An 18,772-nucleotide genomic window follows, 5' to 3' on the forward strand; every position below is an offset into this window, starting at 1 on the left:
TATGTTTTTAGCAAGTATAATTGGAGTTGTAGCAGCCACCGTCATTGCCTTTTTGATATTGACGCTTTTATTGGTGGCGCTTTTGTTATTCACAAAGCAGAAACTTTCTCCGTCAGGACCGGTAACCATTACCATTAACGACGAGAAGAAAATAGAAGTGGAAAGTGGCGGAACCCTACTTTCAACCTTAAGTAGTAACAAGATTTTCTTGCCATCTGCCTGTGGTGGTGGTGGAACGTGTATTCAGTGTGAGTGCCACGTATTGGAAGGCGGAGGAGAAGCCTTGCCTACCGAAACGCCTCACTTCAGCAGAAAAGAGTTAAAAGAAGGTGCACGTCTCTCTTGCCAGGTAAAGGTAAAGCAGGATATGAATATCCATATTCCTGAGGAAGTCTTCGGAATAAAAAAATGGGATGCTACAGTTGTAAGAAACTATAACGTCGCTTCCTTTATCAAAGAGTTTGTGGTTGAAATTCCTGAGGATATGAACTATAAGGCTGGTGGTTATATACAGATTGAAATTCCACAATGCGAGGTTAAGTTCGAAGATATGGATATCACTGCACACCCTGAAGAGCACGATAGACCAGACAAGTTTCAGGACGAGTGGGACAAGTTTAAACTATGGCCATTGGTAATGAAAAACAATGAAACCGTTGAGAGAGCCTATTCTATGGCTTCATACCCAGCAGAAGGACGTGAAATAATGCTCAACGTACGTATTGCAACGCCACCCTTTGACCGTGCAAAAGGCGGATGGATGGAAGTTAATCCAGGTATAGCTTCGTCTTATATCTTCAACTGTAAAAAAGGAGATAAAGTAGTAATTTCAGGCCCTTATGGCGAATTCTTCATCAACCCGTCAGATTCAGAAATGCTTTACGTAGGTGGTGGAGCTGGAATGGCGCCTATGCGTTCGCACTTGTACCATCTTTTCAAAACACTAAAAACCGGAAGAAAAGTAACCTATTGGTACGGTGGGCGTTCTAAGAGAGAACTCTTCTACTTAGATCACTTTAAGGAATTGGAAAACGAATTTCCAAACTTTAAGTTCTACTTGGCCTTAAGTGAACCTGCAGAAGAAGACAACTGGAAAGTGAAAAAAGACATTCACGATGAAGCTGGTGATGGCTTTGTTGGCTTCATTCACCAAGTGGTAATTGATAATTATTTAAATCATCACGATACACCTGAAGATATAGAACTTTATTTCTGTGGCCCACCGTTGATGAACCAAGCCGTTCAAAAGATGGGTGAAGATTTTGGAATCCCGGACGAAAATATTCGTTTTGATGATTTCGGGGGATAACATAAGTTTCAAATTATAAAAAAACCGCTTCAATTTTCGTTGAAGCGGTTTTTTTATGTTTTGAAAGTAGATATAATGAAGCCATTTATTTGTAATTTTGAAGTTACATATGGGCGAAAAACTAAGCAAACAAGAACTCCACAATCTCGCGATGAATATTGTAGGGAAACAGCTTGAAGAAGATGGATATGAATTTTTGGGTGTCAATTCAAAATTGAAACGAGACCCACAGTTTGTGGCATTAAAGGATAAAGTGCTTCATTTTGTAATTGTTCGCGCCATTTCATATCCACAAGACGCAAATGCATACGATCCGCTTTTAATGCAAACCATAAAAGAGCACGCCGAAAAATTTGAAGCAAAAACCTATTACGCAGGGGTTGGTTTGGGCCACGGAAGCGATTATGGCAAACCAGTTATTGCAGACGAAGATTACACTCTGGTTTATAAAGGATTACAAGAAATACTATGAAGAAGCTACTATTTATACCCTTATTCTTGCTTTTTGTTTTCTGTGAAAAGAATGAATCAGAAATCCTTTTTTTACAAGGCGATGCATTTGGAACTATTTATAATATTCAGTTTTATTCCGAGAAAGAAGTGGATTTTAAGGAAGGGTTGGACTCAGTAATAGATGCTGTAAATCATTCGGTGAGTACCTATATTCCCAAAAGCGATATTTCCAAAGTAAACCAAGGTGATACTACGATTGTAGTAGATTCAATTTTTAGGGAAGTCTTTGAAATTTCAGAAGAAGTAAACAAAAAAACCAATGGTTATTTTGACCCAACCATAGGCGTTTTGCGAAATGCTTACGGCTTTGGTGACGTTAAGCCATTGAAGAATATTAACAGCAAAACATTAGATTCTTTGATGAAATATGTGGGATTTCATAAAGTTAAAATCAATAGCGATGGAACCATTTCAAAAGAATATCCTCAAATCTATTTCGATTTTAATGCTGTGGCAAAGGGCTTCGGTATTGATTGTCTAGGACGTTATCTTGAATCCAAGGGCGTAACGGATTATTTAATTGAATTGGGCGGCGAAATTCTTACTAAAGGTGAAAACCTTGAAAAAAATCAGGATTGGGTAGTGGGTATTGAAGCTGTAGATTCTAAATTGGACGACCGCACTTTTGAGGCAGCTGTAAAACTTAAAAATGAAGGAATGGCTTCGTCAGGCAACTACCGTAAATTCAGGCTAGATTCTGCTACCGGAAAAAAATATGTTCACACCTTAAATCCATTAACAGGTTCTGCGGAAAAAAGCGATGTAACCAGCTCAACCGTAATAGCACCTACTTGTGGTGTGGCCGATGCTTACGCAACTTCCTTTATGGCTTTAGGAATGGAGAAATCAAAAGAATTGCTAAGGAATCTTCCAAACATCGATGCATATTTAACCTTTAATGATTCTCTAAATAATCATCAAGTCTTTATGACGGATGGGTTTAAAAGAAGAATGCCACAATAAATTATCTCTTTAATGTGAAATGGCCGCGGTACTTGGGTCTATTTTCCATTTCAATTGTAAACCAATAATCACTCGGTGGTAGTGGAGTTCCTTTTTCATTGGCACCATCCCAACCTTTGGAACGTGGTGGAATTGCCTTTAAAAACTTTCCATAACGATTGAAAATATAGATTTTCGCCTGCGGAAATTCATCCATTCCTATAATTTGCCAGTAATCGTGAATGCCATCATTGTTGGGCGTAAAATAGCGCGGATAGTCCAATATTAAAACCTGTTGTGAAACGATACCACAACCGCGTCTATCGCGAACAAATACGGTATAATAACCATTTAGCAGCCCAGAGAAAATGTTGCTTTGTTGGTAAATAAGATTAGTATCCAGCGCATAATCATAGAGCCCCGGTCCTTCTACAATTATTTCTATCGAGTTGTTTGAACCGTTGAAATCAATAATTTTGATATCGGTTATTGTAGCAACGTCTGAAGGAAAAACCTCGACGCTTACGCTATCTTCACAACCAAAATAATTTGTAACGGTAACAGTATAAGTTCCAGGAGCATCAATAAAAATTTTATTCAGATTAGCGCCTTCTTCACCTGTATTCCACACATAATATTGAAATCCTGCTTGTACAGAAATTTTTAAGGGTTCTGTAGCGTTTAAGCAGTAGTAATATAACTCCTCATCGAATAAGGGCTCAGGCATGGGATTTACAACAATATTGAATTGGGTATAATCAAAACATCCAGTAGCAATTTCCAGTAGAGTCACATAAATAGTCTGAGGATTTTCGGTATTTTGAAAACTTCCAGAAATAGGATTTGTACCATTTAATCGGTCATCCAGAGAGATGTAATAAAATACCTGAAAATCACTAGGGGGAAGACCATTCAGGATTTCCGCATCCTTTTCGGAAAGATTTACTGTAATCAGACCATCAAAATCTTCATCACATACAATAAAACCTTCGGGTTGTGTTGCGCGTGAAATTCTATTTATATATCCTTGAAAGGAAGTTACAGCATAGCATAAAGGATCGCTTTCATCAGTAACTCGAACAAATACAGTTGTAGGCGTTTCAGTAAAATTTACAGTGCGGCCTAATGGGTTTACATTATTATTAGCGTCATCTTCAGTTTCGTGATAACTAAACTCGTAGCCTTGCGGATCCATAATCACCTCTGGAATTATAGCATCCAAAAAATAGGGCGCACTTGAATTATAATCGCAAAAAACAACATCTTCGGGATTCATTAATTCTGGGCTACCCACTTCAATTGTAAATGTGGTTAAATCTGTGCAACCATTTGTTCTTTTTATACGGGCATGAATAACCTGAGGGTTTGAGGTACTGCGATATGGGCTTGCCAATGGGTTTACGCCAATACTGGCATCGTTTAGAGTTTCGTGATACGTTACAATAACATCTGTTTGTGAACCAATTATTTCGCTAGTTTGTAACTCGAGATCGAAGTCTGTTAAACCATCTGGAATACCATCAGTATCACAATTTGTAAGATTCTCGGGTTGATAGGCAACAACACTGTCTGGAAGTTTTGCAGTTCCTGTGTAATACAAGCTTAGAGGTCCCGAACCCACGGCACGATCCACCAAAAGATAATATACATCGCCCGCTGTGGCATCTATATATTTTAAGTAGCCATTGCCATCTTCTCCTGGGCCTTCATTTACATCAAGTTCGTCCATGTTTAGACCCGTTGCAACCGGAACGCCCGCAGCCAGCGGGTTGGTACTGGAACATCTAATAGAACTACCTAAAGTAGTACAAGTTACTACCGGACCATAAATAGCAAAATCATAATCATCTTCACCATTGTCGGGAATAAGATCGAAGGTGAATGTGCCCGATCCAATGATGATAAATTTAAACCAAATATTATGTTGATCGAAATAATAACAGGGCGGAACTTCATTGTCAGGTAGTGAAAACTCATCAAAACCTATTCCGCTGGGATCAATACCTAAACTGGAATCGCCACAAATAATTATTGCGTTCACGCAATCGTTCGGATTTTGAGCTATGGCACTAAGGGTTAATCCAAGAAATAGGAATAGTAATTTCAATTTCATTTAGGTGAAGTTTCGAACAAAAGAACGTATTATTTCTTACATACGGGAATTAATTCGCCCAACGGAAGTCTATATTTTTCAATTTCAGAAGAAGAAATTGTATTTGTATAATCCACAGCTTCTACTTTGAAACCAACATCTTCAAGTTTGCTGAAATAATCCATTCCATAAACGCGAACGTGATCGTATTGTCCAAATATTTTTGCGCGCTCCTTTGGGTCGGTAATGCTATTGTCTTCAAAAGTTTTTTCCAAATTAGCTTTATATGGAACTTGCAGAATTGCAGTTCCACCGGGTGCTAAAACACGGTAAATTTCCTGCATCGCTTTAGTGTCATTTGGAATATGTTCCAAAACGTGGTTGCAGATTATAAAGTCGAATTCATTATTCTTAAATGGTAAATCGCAAATATCTGCTTTTACATCTGCAATGGGCGAATTGAGATCTGTTGTAGTATAATCCAGATTTTTCATTTTCCGAAATTTTTTATAAAACGCCTGCTCTGGCGCGAAGTGAAGCACCTTCAAATTTTCAGTAAAAAAACCTGTTTTATTTTGAAGATAAAGCCAAAACAATCTGTGCCTTTCCAAAGAGAGCGTTCCGGGCGAAAGTACATTTTCACGCACAATTTCATACCCATACGGAAGAAACTTTCTGTAAGAGTTGCCACCAATTGGGTCTGTATATTTATTTCCCTTCAGAAAAAAAGCAAGAATCGGGCGACCAATTAAACTAAGTTTAATGAGCAATGGCCGAGGGATGGTATTTAGGATTTTTTTGAACAAAGTTGGAAGATAGCTATAAAACGAATTCTTTTTGCCTAAACTCCTTTTCTTCATCACTAACAATCCCCAAAGCTTCGTAAACGTAAGCAAAAGTAGAAAGCAGTTCCGGTTTTCCGTTTACCAACGCAATGTTGTGCTCAAAATGCGCGCTTGGCTGGCCATCTTGCGTTACAATCGTCCAACCATCTTTCAGTTGTTTTACTTTGTGCGTCCCAATATTTATCATTGGCTCCAATGCAATGGTCATTCCTTCAATAAATTTCTTTCCGCGACCACGGCGGCCGTAGTTCGGCATTTCGGGGTCTTCGTGCATTTTTCTTCCCAGACCATGGCCTACTAACTCACGAACTACACCATAGCCATGAGCTTCACAATATTCCTGAATTGCAAACCCAACATCGCCTACGCGGTTGCCAGCTTTAAATTCGCGGATACCGATGTAGAGTGATTCTTTAGTTATTTTCAGTAGTTGTTTTATTTCTGGAGCAACTTCGCCCACTTCAAAAGTATAGGCGTGATCTCCATAAAATCCGCTCTTTATAGCGCCGCAATCTATAGCAACAATATCGCCTTCTTTTAGCGGAATATCTGTCGGCAATCCGTGAACCACCGCTTCATTCACGCTGGTAAGTAGCGTGGAAGGGCAATCATACAATCCCAAAAATCCTGGAATAGCGTCCTGACTGCGAATGTAATCTTCCGCCATTTTATTGAGTTTATTAGTGGTGACGCCAGGTTTTACTTCTCTTGCGAGCATACCCAAAGTGCGTGATACTACCAGAGCGCTTTCGCGCATCAATTCAATCTCTTCTGTTGTCTTCGGAATGATCATAGTGCTATTTTAAAAAGGAGAACAATCCTTTCTTTTTGGTTTTAGGTTTTGCAGGTGCGGGTTCGCCAATAAGTTGCTGGTATATCTCGCCCCAACTTTTAAGTCCTCCAATATTGCGATCGTCTATAAAAACGTCGGCATGAATTTTTCTGCTGAAGGAACTATCGAATTCTTCTTCGGGGAAACTTTGGTTTACGGCGTAAAAAACAATGCCGTTTTCTTCACAGAATTTTACCGCTTCTTCCAAAGGACGTCCTTTTCTATAGGTCCAAAGGATAAGCCTATGTCCCTCATCTTGCAATTTTTTAAGTGTATCAAAAGCAAAAATAATCGGGCGGCCAATGCGCGGATATTCATCTTCAACAATGGTTCCGTCAAAATCTACGGCTATGGTCTTTGTTTCTCTAATCATCGTCATTTTTCAAGCCGCAAATTTACAAAGAATTATGCCGTTGCTAAAGTTTTATTCAGCGTAAGCATGTTTGTATTCTTTTCCGCTTAAAATTGCGAGCATATCTTTTTCAAGACTTTCAATAGGATATTCCACGATTCTGCCCAACTCTTTGCCATCTTTGTAAAAAATAAGTGTCGGCACATTGGTGATATTTTTACCTTCTTCCAAGCCTTGTGGCGTCGTTTTTTCTTCGGAAACGGTAATTAATGTGAGTTTGGATTCGTCAAAATTTGTTTCATCCAAAATTTTATAGAAATGGGGAGTTTCACGCTGGCTATCTTCACACCAAGTTCCCATAAAAAGAGTGATGGTTACCTCTTTTAAAAGCGGTTTTAGTTTATCCAATATTTCAGAATCTACAGTGTAAGTTTCGTAGCCTGTATTGAACCAATCTTTAAACGCTTCCATTTCAAAACCTTTACGGTTGGCCTTTCCCAAAAGCATCACAGAATCTTCGTAGGGAACGGTGTCGTTTATTTTTTCTTTTGATTTTTCTGAAATCATTTCGGTGGAAGTATTTTCATCCATTTTAGTTTTTTCTTTTGAAGAATTGCAAGCAACAAAAAGTATTGCGGCGAAAATGATAAATAGTTTTTTCATAGAGCTTTTAAATTAAGGAATGTTGTGTCATTATTTCTGGTTTCTCAATCCCCATTACAGCTAGAATTGTTGGCGCAATATCACCCAAAACTCCGTTTTTAACAGCTTTTATTTCGTTGTCCACAATTATAATTGGAACAGGATTGATAGTATGTGCGGTGTTTGGCGAGCCATCTGGGTTGCGCATTGTTTCACTGTTCCCGTGGTCTGCAATTATTATTGTTACATAATGGCTTTCCATGGCTTGCTCCACAATTGCCCGTGCACAATTATCTACAGTTTCGCAAGCTTTTATGGCAGCTTCAAATACACCGGTGTGACCTACCATATCAGCGTTTGCAAAATTCAAGCAAATAAAATCTGCAGTTTCATTTTCAATTTCTGGTAGTATCATATCCCGAAGTTCGTAAGCGCTCATTTCGGGTTTTAAATCGTAAGTGGCGACTGTGGGTGATGGGCAAAGAATTCGTTTTTCACCCTCGAAAGCAATTTCCCTTCCACCGGAGAAGAAGAACGTAACGTGTGGATATTTCTCTGTTTCTGCGATGCGAATTTGTTTATTTCCGTTTTTTTCCAACACTTCGCCCAAGGTATCGTGAAGATTTTCTTTATTGTAAACAACGTGGATATTTCCGAAGGAAGCATCATAATTGGTAAGCGTTACGAAATAAAGCGGAAGCGTTTTCATCCCAAAAATTTCGTGATCCTTTTGTGTCAAAACCTCAGTGATTTGTCTGCCGCGATCCGTTCTAAAGTTGAAGAAAATAACTACGTCATCTTTTTCAATGTTGGCAACTGGTTTTCCGTCAGCAGTGGTCATCACAATTGGTTCTATGAATTCATCGGAAATTCCATCGGCATAACTTTCCCCGATGCTTTTTACCGCATTGTGTGATGGTTTCCCTTTTCCGAAGACCAATAAATCGTATGCTTTTTTTACACGTTCCCAACGTTTGTCACGATCCATGGCGTAATAGCGGCCAATAATTGAAGCGAGTTTTCCGCCCGTTTTTTCCAAGTGATTTTGTAAATCTGCAATAAATCCTTTTCCGGAATGTGGATCTACATCGCGACCGTCAGTAAAAGCGTGAACAAACACATTTTTTAAACCACTATTATTCGCAGCGGTTAGCAATCCTTTTAAATGATCAATGTGTGAATGCACACCACCGTTGGAAACAAGACCCAAAAGGTGAACCTTTTTATTATGAAAAATTGCGTGATTAAATGCCTTTTGAAGTTCGGGTTCATCACTTAAAGTTCCGTTTTTCACTGCCATATTTATTTTGGCTAGATCTTGATAAACGATTCTACCTGCTCCCAAATTCATGTGGCCCACTTCGCTGTTGCCCATTTGTCCCTCTGGCAGACCAACATTCATACCGTGCGTAAGCAATTGCGCGTGTGGATAATCTTTATAAAGTGAATCTATAAAAGGTGTATTTGCTTGGGCGACGGCGGAAACGGCTGGATCTTGCGTAACTCCCCAACCATCGAGAATCATTAATAGTACTTTTTTATTCATTGTGCAAAGATACGAAGGGTAGTTGGACTTTAAGTTTAGAGTTTAGAAGTCGATGAGTTGAGGTGTTTAAATGTTTAGTGGTTTAAATCTTTCAACCCTTCGACAAGCTCAGGGTGACACTAGGAATTTCAATAGGTATTCTTAGTTTATTCAAAAAGCGTACCTATTAAAAGCCACGAATTCACGAATAATTTTAAATAATCATTCGTGAATTCGTGGCTTATTACTTTCTTTACTTCTTCTTTTTAGATTTCACCTTTTCCTTTTTCGGGTGTACCAATTTCAACTCGTCAATCAAGTTTTTCGCACCTGCATATTTGTCCATTATAAAAAGCACGTAACGGATATCTACCATAATATTGCGCGATAGAGCAGGGTCGTAATAGTAATCGCTCATCGTGCCTTCCCAAACGCGGTCGAAGTTTAAGCCTATTAAATTTCCGTGGGCGTCAATTGCAGGGCTGCCAGAGTTTCCGCCCGTGGTGTGGTTAGTACCGATAAAGTTGATTGGCATCTTACCGTTTTCGCCGTATTGGCCATAATCTTTCGCTTCGTAAAGGTCTATTAATTTTTGTGGTACGTCAAATTCATAATCACCCGGAACGTATTTCTGCATTACGCCTTCAAGATGGGTTACTGGTTCGTAATAAATTGCATCTGCAGGTGAGTAGCCAGCTACTTTTCCGTAGGTTACACGAAGGGTGCTATTGGCATTTGGAAAAATACGAGCGTCCTTGGGGCTCAATTCCAATAAGGCTTTCATATAGTCGCGCTGCAAGCCTGAAATATTCAGTTCCAGTTCTTCATATTTTGGCGCTACTTTATCAAAATAAGTATCGGCCATTTGCTGTACAACCTTAAAACCTGGATCATTGTTTAATTTTGCTATCACAGTTTCAGCATCGCCTTCCAATAAATTCTTTACGGAGGCATAATCTACAAAAGCAGAGTTATTATAAACATCGTTAGTTAACTGTTGGGGATTGAAACTTTTAAAGGAAGCAGGTAAAAACTGTTCCGGAACTCCTTCTGCATAAAGCGCAATCAGTGCCTCAAAAACTTCTTTATCAACCTGGCTGCTGTAATCTTTGTATTGACCTTCAAGTCTTTCTACCATATTGTTTCTTCTATCCTGAAAAGATTGTGCGCCGCGGTTTTCATAAACTTGTTTCAATTGATAGGCTTGGTAAGCAGTGCGCAGCAATTCTACATTTCGCATTACAGTTTCCAGGTAATATTCTCGAGCTAATATATATGGCTCTATTTCGGTATAGTATTGTTCAAATTTTGGTAGAAGTTGTCCGTATTCCTGCTGCTTTCCTTTTTTATTTATCTGTGAAATTAGCTCTTTTTCCTGTTGCTTTTTAATACCTATGGCGTTTGATTTTGTTAAGCCAAGTGTTTCACCTTTCCACTTTTTCCAGTAATTAGCGATACGCGCAAACTTGGAAGCATATTGAATTTTTATCTGAGGGTCTGCACGCATATACTTATCCTGAATAGCCAATGCAGCATCGCGAATAGCAATTCGGGCAGGGTTTACAGTGTTTATTACTTGCTCAATCGCAATTGAAGGTAAATACTCATCTGTAGCTCCAGGATAGCCAAATACCAAAGTGAAATCATTCTCTGCCACACCATCCAAAGAGATAGGAAGAAAGTGTTTAGGAGTATAAGGCACGTTGTCTTCGGAATATTCCGCGGGACGATTATTTTTATCGGCATAGATTCTGAAAAGGGAGAAATCGCCAGTATGTCTTGGCCAGATCCAGTTGTCGGTATCGCTACCGAACTTTCCTATGGAAGAAGGTGGCGCACCCACTAAGCGAACGTCTTTATAGGTTTCCACCACAAAAAGCATATACTGATTGCCTTCGTAAAAAGTACGCACCCTATTTTCTTGCCATGCTTCTTTGGGAGAGGTTTGCACTACTTTAGCAATATTTTCTTCAATCTTTTTTTGTTTTTCGGTTTCGCTCATTGCTGCAGTCAGGCCGTTCATTACTTGCGTTGTTACATCTTCTATGCGCACCATAAAGCTGGCGGTAACTCCAGGATTGGGCAGTTCTTCCTTTAGGCTCATCGCCCAAAAGCCGTCCTGCAAATAATCATTTTCCAAAGAGGAATGACTTTGTATTTGCGAATAACCACAGTGGTGATTGGTAAGCAACAACCCTTGGTTGCTTATTACTTCACTGGTACAGCCACCGTTAAAGTGGGGCACGGCATCCTTAAGGCTGGCATTGTTAACGTCATAAATGTCCTTCGCGGTCATTTTCATGCCGAGGTTGGTCATTTCAGATTCATTCATTCCTTCCAAAAGTGAAGGAATCCACATGCCCCCTTGTTGGGCGAAAAGTGGGACTGATAAAAAGATAAAGAGAAGGCGTAGTAATTTCATAGTTTTTTTTAAAATAATGCTTGCAAGATAACAATATAGGGGGAATTTTGCGAATATTAATTTCGAGTATGGAACTCCATAAATTTTTTAATCTCATCAAAACGCTTGTTCCAAGGCCAAAAATATTGAAGGATCATCGGAATGTGTTTTTTTGGAAGCACGATGGGTTCCACCGTTGGTTGGTATGGTTTCAGTGCATCTATAAACCTGCGGCTTCCTTCTTTTATGGAAGCATAGGTTTTACTCCCCAAATACATCATTATGGGAGGTGTTTTTTGGTTGATATAATTTATTGGCGAAGCCTCTTTCCAAGTTTGCGGATTGTTCGTCCACGTGCTTAAATAATTATTTTCAGCTTCGGGCGGCTTTTTTTGTAGATAATTATACATATCCAAGCCTGCGGCATCATTCAAAATAATACCTGAAATATCATTGGGGTCTATGCCGTATGTTGGATTCATTGTTGCCAAGGCCACCAAATGACCACCAGCGGAATGGCCCGTTAAGTAAATAAGCTCTGGATCTCCGTTATATTCGGCAATGTGCTCTTGGGTCCATTTTATTGCTTGGGCGGTTTGCTCGGTCATTTCATCATAGCTCGCCTCTGGGCTTAGAGTATAACCTGGAATAACGGTTATAACACCTTTTTTAGCGAAATTTCTTCCGAAGAAACCATAAGTGTTCTTACTGCCACTATTCCAATTACCGCCGTGTACAAAAATTAAAACGGGCAGTTTTTCTTCCGAAGCATTTCTTGGGGTGAAAATATTTAGTTTGGGAGTTACTGCTATTTTCGGATTGGCTTTTTCAATATAGGAAATATCCTTATATTTTTTTGCGGCGCAGCCTGATAGGAGAATTGTGAGAAAGCTGAGCAGAAGGGTAATGATGAAGCGCATTTTGTTTTTTGTGGGAAGATACCGTTTTGCAGAAAAGATGTTTAATAAGGGAACGTTAAAGAAACTGTGACCAACCATATACCTTACAGTGAATTTTTCGAATATTGAAAGCTTACAAGAGTCTTTGGGACAATCATTAATATTCTATACTTATAACTTTCAGTACCGTAGCTTTTCCACCCATATTAAATGGCGCCACATCGCCTACTTTGTGCCCTGTGAGTGCTACGGCGATGGGAGCTACAAAGGCAATTTTCCGTTTGGCTACATCGGCTTCATCAACACCTACAATTTGAAATTTTTGGGGAGTGGGGGCGGTAGAAATTTTATAGGTAACTGTAGCGCCAAAACGCACTTCGTCTTTCGGTTGTGTGGTAGGATCTAATATTCTAGCTAAGACTATGCGTTCGTTTAGCAAATCTAATTTACCATTTAATACGGCCAGTTCTATGCGCCGCTGCTGTTCGTGGGTAGTGGCGAGATTAGCGCGTTCGTTTTCCAATTGCTCCCGTTCTTTTCTCAGCAGTTTCATTCCTGTAGGGGTAACATAATTTGTCGCTCCGGCAGGCAGTGCTGCCCGTGGTGGGATTATAGGTGTTTCCTCTTGGTCTCCTTCTTTTACAAACCCTCTACTCATAATGGTGCTTCTTTATCTATTTATCAAAAGAATAACTAGAAATCATATTGTTGGCTACACAGCAAATAAAAGATTAATTAGATAGTGTTTTTACAGTATTAGAATTTAAGGTTTTAGGCTAAAGCCTTTTGAACTATTATTTATCTTTTACCCATAAAATTAAAAAGTTCTTATTTGCTATGCCGTTAAAGAAAGGTTATTTTTCATCGGGGATGACCGTGGCCTCGATACAAATTCCAAATCGCTGCACGCTTTTGAATTCATTCGGTCACCTTTGAGATTGCTTTCGTAGTTTTAATTTTTTAAAGTGGTCAACCTATATCAGGGACTTATATTATTTTTTCTTCATTAATTACAAATCACAAATCACAAATCACAAATCACAAATCACAAATCACAAATCACAAATCACAAATCACAAATCGCTCGTCCCTCGTAGCTCGTCCCTCGTCGCTTTTTCAAATTCACTGGGTCACCTTTGATATTGCTTTCGTAGTTTTAATTTTTTAAAGTGGTCAACCTATATTAAGTGAACGATTTTCTTTCTAACCTTTTATACACACCTCCTTTATTATTAAGCAAGAAGTATTGTTATTTACTGACCTCCTTTATTGGGATCGCGTTGCGTTCTTATAATTAGATCGCCTACATCTACAGTGCCCACCCGTTCTTTTCCTCGGCTAAAAATAAGTGTGCCAATGTTGTTATTTTTTGGAAGGGATATGTAAACACGTCCTTTTTCCAAGGGGGTAAGATTGTTATTTTCCCCTTCACAGGAGCGGGCAATCAATGGATCCTGCATGAAGTATTCCGAAATTTGTTTTCCTTGTTTGTCCATAATCGATACTTTAAAATTGCCACTGGGATAGGGCATTTTTCCGGGCACTAATGCAATGGTAGCAGAACTGTCAATTACTATTTTATTGTCCACTACCATTGCTTCCAAAACATAAAAGGAATTTTCAGAGAGTGAAAAATAGCTTGGGTTAAAAGGCTTGGTGCTCTTTTCAACACGATCGCGCTTTTGTTCGTCATTTTCTTCTTGGGCATTTGCAGTTATTGTCAACAACAGGCAAGCCACGATAAATAATACTTTATTTAATGTTTTCATGATTTTCTTAATTTGAAGCGTTATCAAAAACTACATAGGTTATTCTGCTTTTGCAGGGGCAATCATATTCCGTATGGTTGAGACCTGTGGTTACCATTTGGCAATTTGATACACATAAATGATACCAACCACTGCTGCCCATTTCCACGGCATCTGAAGTTTCTTTGCAATTTCCGTAACCCGAGGCCGCTGCTTGGGCATTTGCTAGACTAGACCAATTGTTTGGAACTTCATCTTCTTGCCAATGGCTTCCGGAACCATATTCATCTGCTAGGTCATAAAGCGCGTGGCCAGCTTCGTGCATAACGGTCCCTCTATTTTGCATTTCGCTAGAAAAAACACCTCCGCTTGCCCAGTCGCGCAAGTCGTTTTGGTGCATCAGCGCCCTTCCCTCAGCAAAACTTAAATTAGCATTATTTGAAGGCAGTTGATGTGGTCCATCAACATCCCTAGAGTCATAATCTGTGGCATGGCCCCGTTCCGTATTTATGTAAAAGTTATATTGGCGCCTCCAATACCGTGTATGGGGTTCATCAAAGAAAGATTCCCTAATAACACCGCTACAATGATTGTAAAAAGTATTGAGGTTTGTTATATCGGTATCTGGGATAAGTACTAGGTCAAAAACATCATCGGGGTCTCCCTGGGCATAAACAGGTGCAGGCATACCCGAAACAGCATATGGTCTAGTAGCATAAGTAACTTTAAAAGACTTGGTTTGGTCCGGTGTGGTAAAAACCCATCGGTATGTTACCAATTTATTGTCTCCGTGACCATTGGGTTTGACAAAACTTAAATCGCCACCGGGGTTGTTCCAAGTCTGTAATAAGGTTTCCGTTCCAGCGGAAGTAATGGTGCCACTACTGTTTATAGTATTCACCGTTTCATATAGTTTTGCTGTGTTAATACTGCCGTCCGTTACCCTTTCGGCAGTGTAGGTAACAGCTTGGCTTCCCGAAGGATAAATTGGGCTGTGCAAAACTAAGGTAATTGGATTTTTTTCGCAGGAAATGAATGCCATTCCCATTCCTAAAACCAAACCAGCCAGTTTCATTTTTTGAACAATTAGGTTTTTCATAATTAAGTTTTTAGTTATAAATAACAAATGTAAATAATTAATAATGAAAAAGTTAGGGTTAAATCCCCCAAATTTGTACAGGGTTTTTCCTGTGGGCTAAATATAAATTTGAATTCGCTGTCGCTCTTTCAAATTCACTCGGTCACCTTTTACCCGTTTTTAATAAAAATTTAATTATCTGAACCTAGTCTCTCAACCCAAATTCTTATTACACATTATTCATTAATAATTATTCATTGCACATAGCACATTGCTAATCACTAATCACTAATCACTCGTCGCTCGTTATTCATTAATAGAACGGTGGCCTCGATACAAATTTGAAGTCGCATTCGCTTTTTCAAATTCACTCGGTCACCTTTTACCCGTCTTTATGGAAACTTGATATTGGCAACTAATCTCTCAACCCAAATCCTTATTACACATTATTCATTAATAATTATTCATTGCACATTGCACATTGCTAATCACTAATCACTAATCACCAATCCCTCGTAGTTCGTCCCTCGTCGTTCTTTCAAATTCACTCGGTCACCTTTTACCCGTCTTTAATAAAAATTTAATTATCTGAACCTAGTCTCTCAACCCAAATTCTTATTACACATTATTCATTAATAATTATTCATTGCACATAGCACATTGCTAATCACTAATCACTAATCACGATCCATCGTGCTTTTTACTAAGCAAAAAAACCGTCCTACCTTAACGATAAGACGGCAATAGGAAAATACAAAACAATTCTCCCCAGAATGAATTGTTTAATCCCATTACAAAGAAAAGACTAGCAGCAAACATTTCTTTGCGGGATTCCGTAAAGCAACTTTAATTTTTTATTTCGCATTGCTATCTTCATCACTTTATGGGAGATAGCAGTTTAAATTAATGCCAAATCTTTTGCCAATGCCACCAAATGAATCGCATTCTTGGCTCTAAAGTGGGTGCAGAGTTTACCAACTTTCTTTTCAATGGAACTCAAGCTATAGGGTTGTATGGAATGATCCCGAAAATAATCGCTAATTTCTTTTTGCGACAGCCCATTTGCCAGCTGCTCCATTAAAATAATATCGTAATCTTCTAATACAGGTGTAGTCTTTCCGGAGAGGGCATTTTCAACCTGAGGTGAAAGATAGATTTCCCCCTCATAAACTTTTAAAATGGCAGTGTTTAGTTGATCAAGCCCCTTTCTGCCCTTGCAAACATAAGCGTTTAGATTGTGGTCAAGAACGAGGGAGCGCACCCGTTGCAATCTGTCTTCCACAGAATAGGCAATTATGGGAAGCTGCGGATGTTTAATTTTTAGCGCCGCTATAAGCTGCTCGCCAGAGGAAAATTTCTGTTCCCTATGGTCGGGAACATAAGAAAGATCTGTTATAACCAAATCAAAAGGGCGTGTTGTCCATAGAAGCTTTTTCTACTTTTAGGAAAGCATCATCACAATAGGCTACTTCCGTAATATCTTCAATTGCTAAAGCTTGCAGTATGGATACTACCCCTTGGTTAATACAATCAAGATCATCTGAAATAAGAGCTTTTTTAAACATACTCAAATAATTATAGTTGCTTTAAAACCTTTATTTGGTTCAGATTCAAAAGTAATAGTTCCTTTTATTGCTGCTATGCGGGATTCCGCATTTTGGAGTCCATTTTTATTTTTTAACACACATCCCTTGCCATTATCGGCATATTTAATAGTAATAGCCTTGCCTTTTTGGTCAAAGTTTAACACTACCGCAGTGGCGTTACTGTGCTTTGCCATATTCGTCATCAATTCCTGTATTACCCTATAGATATTGGTCTTTTTAATATCTGGCACTACATCCCAATCAATAGTTGCGGCATTACGGCGAATTACAGATACATCTTCATTTTGGTACCCCATCAGCAAATCAGACAAAACCTCATTAAAGTTTTCAACGTCAACGGCGCTGTTCTCCTTAGAAATATCGCGGCTCTTATTGTAAATAGACTCCAGATCGTCCAGAATCTCATCTTTCCCTGCGGGTTTACTTTGTAGTTTTGCCATCAACTTATATACGTCATTGGCAACTTCATCGTGTACCTTTTTTGAAATTCGTTTTTCGGTAGTATATACTTGCGTAATGTTCTCTTGCTTGTGTTTGGCTCTTATAATGAAATAGAAAAGTATTGTTAATACAAGCCCCAATAAAGCAATCGCCAAAATAAATATCGTCCAGGTTTTCTGCCTTTCCTTCTCCAATTGTGCAGCGACAGTATTTTTGCGCTCTTTTTCCACATTGTACTTCATAAATGCATTTTTATTTTCTGCAAGTTGCTTCTCCTTTTCAATGCTATCGCTTATTTTTTCAAAGCGCACAATTTTGGGGTCGGGACTCATACTTACAAAAAGCCACAAGGCATTTTCTAAATAAGTTAGGCTATTCATGGTCTTGGCTACTTCATAGGCTTGGTTCGCAAAATCCAAGGCCATTGTGGTATCGTTTTTATCAAAGTAATATAGCGCCAAACTGCGGTAACTGGAATACTTGCCCGGCATATCGTTTTCCCGCTCCCTTAACTTCAAAGCAAGCTCCAGATTTGGCAATGCTTCGGGATGGTCAAGTTTAGCTTGTATATCACCCTTATTGTCCAATAACCTGGCGTAGGAAATGGGGTTTTTTTGAACATCCTTTTTCGCCAAAGCAAGCTCAAAGCGTTCCAAAGCTTTTTCATAACGTCCCATATCTTTATACAGGTTGCCAATATTGTTTAGTATAGTGAGGCTGTCGTTTTGGTTTGCGGAGAATTGCAGGGCATTGCCATAGGCCTTAATAGCCTCATCATATCTTTGGGTAGCCCTATAAATTCTACCCAGTTGATTATAAAGTCCTTTTCTGGCCTCTACCAACGTATCGGTATGCGAGGCATTGTCTATTAATCGCAATGCTTCAACCGTAGCGGTTTCACTGTCAAAGCTGTTGCCAATCTCAAATTGCCCAATGGCAATCATGCGCAAATCTTTGATAGCCCCATAAGTATTCTTGGCCTTAAGGTGGTTTTCCTTTGAACGGGTATAATAATTAATAGCCAAGGGAATATCTGAGCTGTACTGCGGATTCAAAATGTGATTGTAATGATAGTTAGTGCTATCAATTTGGTACTGGCCAATCATTTTTTTTTTGCAAAATTCCTAAAACGATAAAAAATGAGGAGTGAAAATTGGGGCTTTTTCATAACTCAAAAATAGGAACAAATTTTTGAAGTTATGGTGTGTCTTTTTTTGTTTATGATTGCGGTGTCTGTTGTCTGTTATCAGTTATCAGTTATCTGTTGTCTGTTGTTTGTTTGACTTTGAATAATTAAGAATTTTCATATTCCCGAATTAACGAATTAACGAATTAACGAATTAACGAATTAACGAATTAACGCATTCACACTTTAACGGCTCCTGCTGCTCCACCCGGTGACCTCGATACAAATTTTAGCTGCGCTTCGCTTGCTAAAATTCACTCGGACACCTTCATTTTATGCCCTAATAGATTTTTCTTCGCACTTCGCACTTCGCTCGTCGCTCGTAATTCACATTTCACATTTCGTCGCTCGTCGTTTGTA

Annotated in this window: 17 protein-coding genes; 3 read left to right on the forward strand and 14 right to left on the reverse strand. The window is 39.0% G+C overall.

What is annotated here, in order from left to right; all coding sequences use genetic code 11:
* Position 1: 1 nt before the first annotated feature.
* The 3 genes from nqrF (at position 2) to ESV24_RS09290 (ending at position 2,785) form a co-directional block, all read left to right on the forward strand.
* Entirely contained in the window at positions 2-1,309 is a 1,308-nt protein-coding gene (gene nqrF, locus ESV24_RS09280; protein WP_111816411.1) for an NADH:ubiquinone reductase (Na(+)-transporting) subunit F, read from the forward strand.
* A gap of 109 nt (positions 1,310-1,418) precedes the next feature.
* The gene (locus ESV24_RS09285) at positions 1,419-1,781 is read left to right on the forward strand and encodes a Na(+)-translocating NADH-quinone reductase subunit F (protein ID WP_111816410.1); all 363 of its coding nucleotides are present in this window, start codon (positions 1,419-1,421) and stop codon (positions 1,779-1,781) included.
* The gene (locus tag ESV24_RS09290; protein ID WP_111816409.1) at positions 1,778-2,785 is read left to right on the forward strand and encodes an FAD:protein FMN transferase; all 1,008 of its coding nucleotides are present in this window, start codon (positions 1,778-1,780) and stop codon (positions 2,783-2,785) included. The genes ESV24_RS09285 and ESV24_RS09290 overlap by 4 nt, the downstream gene beginning before the upstream one ends.
* A 1-nt stretch (position 2,786) precedes the next feature.
* Here the strand turns inward: ESV24_RS09290 and ESV24_RS09295 are convergent, their stop codons facing one another.
* The 14 genes from ESV24_RS09295 to ESV24_RS09355 all read right to left on the reverse strand — a co-directional run bounded on the left by ESV24_RS09295 (position 2,787) and on the right by ESV24_RS09355 (position 18,332).
* Entirely contained in the window at positions 2,787-4,877 is a 2,091-nt protein-coding gene (locus ESV24_RS09295; protein WP_111816408.1) for a T9SS type B sorting domain-containing protein, read from the reverse strand.
* Positions 4,878-4,906: 29 nt separating this feature from the next.
* Complete coding sequence (locus ESV24_RS09300; RefSeq protein ID WP_111816407.1) at positions 4,907-5,716, reverse strand: class I SAM-dependent methyltransferase; 810 nt, start codon at positions 5,714-5,716, stop codon at positions 4,907-4,909.
* Positions 5,676-6,494 (reverse strand): type I methionyl aminopeptidase, encoded by an 819-nt coding sequence (gene map, locus ESV24_RS09305; RefSeq protein ID WP_111816406.1) that lies wholly within the window; start codon positions 6,492-6,494, stop codon positions 5,676-5,678. Before map ends, ESV24_RS09300 begins: the two co-directional genes overlap by 41 nt.
* Before the next feature lie 4 nt (positions 6,495-6,498).
* Positions 6,499-6,906 carry a BT0820 family HAD-type phosphatase gene (locus tag ESV24_RS09310; RefSeq protein ID WP_111816405.1) on the reverse strand — a complete coding sequence of 136 codons (408 nt, stop codon included), beginning with the start codon at positions 6,904-6,906 and terminating at the stop codon, positions 6,499-6,501.
* 51 nt (positions 6,907-6,957) lie between these two features.
* The gene (locus tag ESV24_RS09315; protein ID WP_111816404.1) at positions 6,958-7,548 is read right to left on the reverse strand and encodes a thioredoxin family protein; all 591 of its coding nucleotides are present in this window, start codon (positions 7,546-7,548) and stop codon (positions 6,958-6,960) included.
* A gap of 7 nt (positions 7,549-7,555) precedes the next feature.
* Complete coding sequence (gene gpmI / locus ESV24_RS09320) at positions 7,556-9,073, reverse strand: 2,3-bisphosphoglycerate-independent phosphoglycerate mutase (RefSeq protein WP_111816403.1); 1,518 nt, start codon at positions 9,071-9,073, stop codon at positions 7,556-7,558.
* A gap of 232 nt (positions 9,074-9,305) precedes the next feature.
* On the reverse strand, positions 9,306-11,474 hold the full coding sequence (locus ESV24_RS09325) for a S46 family peptidase (RefSeq protein ID WP_111816402.1): 2,169 nt from the start codon (positions 11,472-11,474) through the stop codon (positions 9,306-9,308).
* Positions 11,475-11,530: 56 nt separating this feature from the next.
* The gene (locus tag ESV24_RS09330; RefSeq protein WP_111816436.1) at positions 11,531-12,373 is read right to left on the reverse strand and encodes an alpha/beta hydrolase; all 843 of its coding nucleotides are present in this window, start codon (positions 12,371-12,373) and stop codon (positions 11,531-11,533) included.
* 136 nt (positions 12,374-12,509) lie between these two features.
* Positions 12,510-13,010 carry a GreA/GreB family elongation factor gene (locus ESV24_RS09335; protein WP_111816401.1) on the reverse strand — a complete coding sequence of 167 codons (501 nt, stop codon included), beginning with the start codon at positions 13,008-13,010 and terminating at the stop codon, positions 12,510-12,512.
* Positions 13,011-13,605: 595 nt separating this feature from the next.
* A complete protein-coding gene (locus ESV24_RS09340; RefSeq protein WP_111816400.1) occupies positions 13,606-14,121 on the reverse strand; it encodes a hypothetical protein in 516 nt (171 codons plus the stop codon).
* Between the two features lie 7 nt (positions 14,122-14,128).
* Positions 14,129-15,199 (reverse strand): hypothetical protein, encoded by a 1,071-nt coding sequence (locus ESV24_RS09345; protein ID WP_111816399.1) that lies wholly within the window; start codon positions 15,197-15,199, stop codon positions 14,129-14,131.
* Positions 15,200-16,076: 877 nt separating this feature from the next.
* Positions 16,077-16,580 carry a response regulator gene (locus ESV24_RS09350; protein WP_235004040.1) on the reverse strand — a complete coding sequence of 168 codons (504 nt, stop codon included), beginning with the start codon at positions 16,578-16,580 and terminating at the stop codon, positions 16,077-16,079.
* A 1-nt stretch (position 16,581) separates the two neighbouring features.
* On the reverse strand, positions 16,582-16,743 hold the full coding sequence (locus ESV24_RS15535) for a hypothetical protein (protein WP_235004039.1): 162 nt from the start codon (positions 16,741-16,743) through the stop codon (positions 16,582-16,584).
* Between the two features lie 2 nt (positions 16,744-16,745).
* Positions 16,746-18,332, reverse strand: coding sequence for a sensor histidine kinase (locus ESV24_RS09355; RefSeq protein ID WP_111816398.1), 1,587 nt, complete (start codon positions 18,330-18,332; stop codon positions 16,746-16,748).
* Positions 18,333-18,772 lie beyond the last annotated feature (440 nt).

Origin of the sequence: Aequorivita lipolytica (assembly GCF_007997135.1) — a bacterium.
Lineage (GTDB): Bacteria > Bacteroidota > Bacteroidia > Flavobacteriales > Flavobacteriaceae > Aequorivita > Aequorivita lipolytica.

What these genes read in the sequence shown, in the direction of transcription:
- nqrF (WP_111816411.1), top strand. Translation starts at nt 2, where the DNA reads ATGTTTTTAGCAAGTATAATTGGAGTTGTAGCAGCCACCGTCATTGCC.
- ESV24_RS09285 (WP_111816410.1), top strand. Translation starts at nt 1,419, where the DNA reads ATGGGCGAAAAACTAAGCAAACAAGAACTCCACAATCTCGCGATGAAT.
- ESV24_RS09290 (WP_111816409.1), top strand. Translation starts at nt 1,778, where the DNA reads ATGAAGAAGCTACTATTTATACCCTTATTCTTGCTTTTTGTTTTCTGT.
- ESV24_RS09295 (WP_111816408.1), bottom strand. Translation starts at nt 4,877, where the DNA reads ATGAAATTGAAATTACTATTCCTATTTCTTGGATTAACCCTTAGTGCC.
- ESV24_RS09300 (WP_111816407.1), bottom strand. Translation starts at nt 5,716, where the DNA reads ATGAAGAAAAGGAGTTTAGGCAAAAAGAATTCGTTTTATAGCTATCTT.
- map (WP_111816406.1), bottom strand. Translation starts at nt 6,494, where the DNA reads ATGATCATTCCGAAGACAACAGAAGAGATTGAATTGATGCGCGAAAGC.
- ESV24_RS09310 (WP_111816405.1), bottom strand. Translation starts at nt 6,906, where the DNA reads ATGATTAGAGAAACAAAGACCATAGCCGTAGATTTTGACGGAACCATT.
- ESV24_RS09315 (WP_111816404.1), bottom strand. Translation starts at nt 7,548, where the DNA reads ATGAAAAAACTATTTATCATTTTCGCCGCAATACTTTTTGTTGCTTGC.
- gpmI (WP_111816403.1), bottom strand. Translation starts at nt 9,073, where the DNA reads ATGAATAAAAAAGTACTATTAATGATTCTCGATGGTTGGGGAGTTACG.
- ESV24_RS09325 (WP_111816402.1), bottom strand. Translation starts at nt 11,474, where the DNA reads ATGAAATTACTACGCCTTCTCTTTATCTTTTTATCAGTCCCACTTTTC.
- ESV24_RS09330 (WP_111816436.1), bottom strand. Translation starts at nt 12,373, where the DNA reads ATGCGCTTCATCATTACCCTTCTGCTCAGCTTTCTCACAATTCTCCTA.
- ESV24_RS09335 (WP_111816401.1), bottom strand. Translation starts at nt 13,010, where the DNA reads ATGAGTAGAGGGTTTGTAAAAGAAGGAGACCAAGAGGAAACACCTATA.
- ESV24_RS09340 (WP_111816400.1), bottom strand. Translation starts at nt 14,121, where the DNA reads ATGAAAACATTAAATAAAGTATTATTTATCGTGGCTTGCCTGTTGTTG.
- ESV24_RS09345 (WP_111816399.1), bottom strand. Translation starts at nt 15,199, where the DNA reads ATGAAAAACCTAATTGTTCAAAAAATGAAACTGGCTGGTTTGGTTTTA.
- ESV24_RS15535 (WP_235004039.1), bottom strand. Translation starts at nt 16,743, where the DNA reads ATGTTTAAAAAAGCTCTTATTTCAGATGATCTTGATTGTATTAACCAA.
- ESV24_RS09355 (WP_111816398.1), bottom strand. Translation starts at nt 18,332, where the DNA reads ATGATTGGCCAGTACCAAATTGATAGCACTAACTATCATTACAATCAC.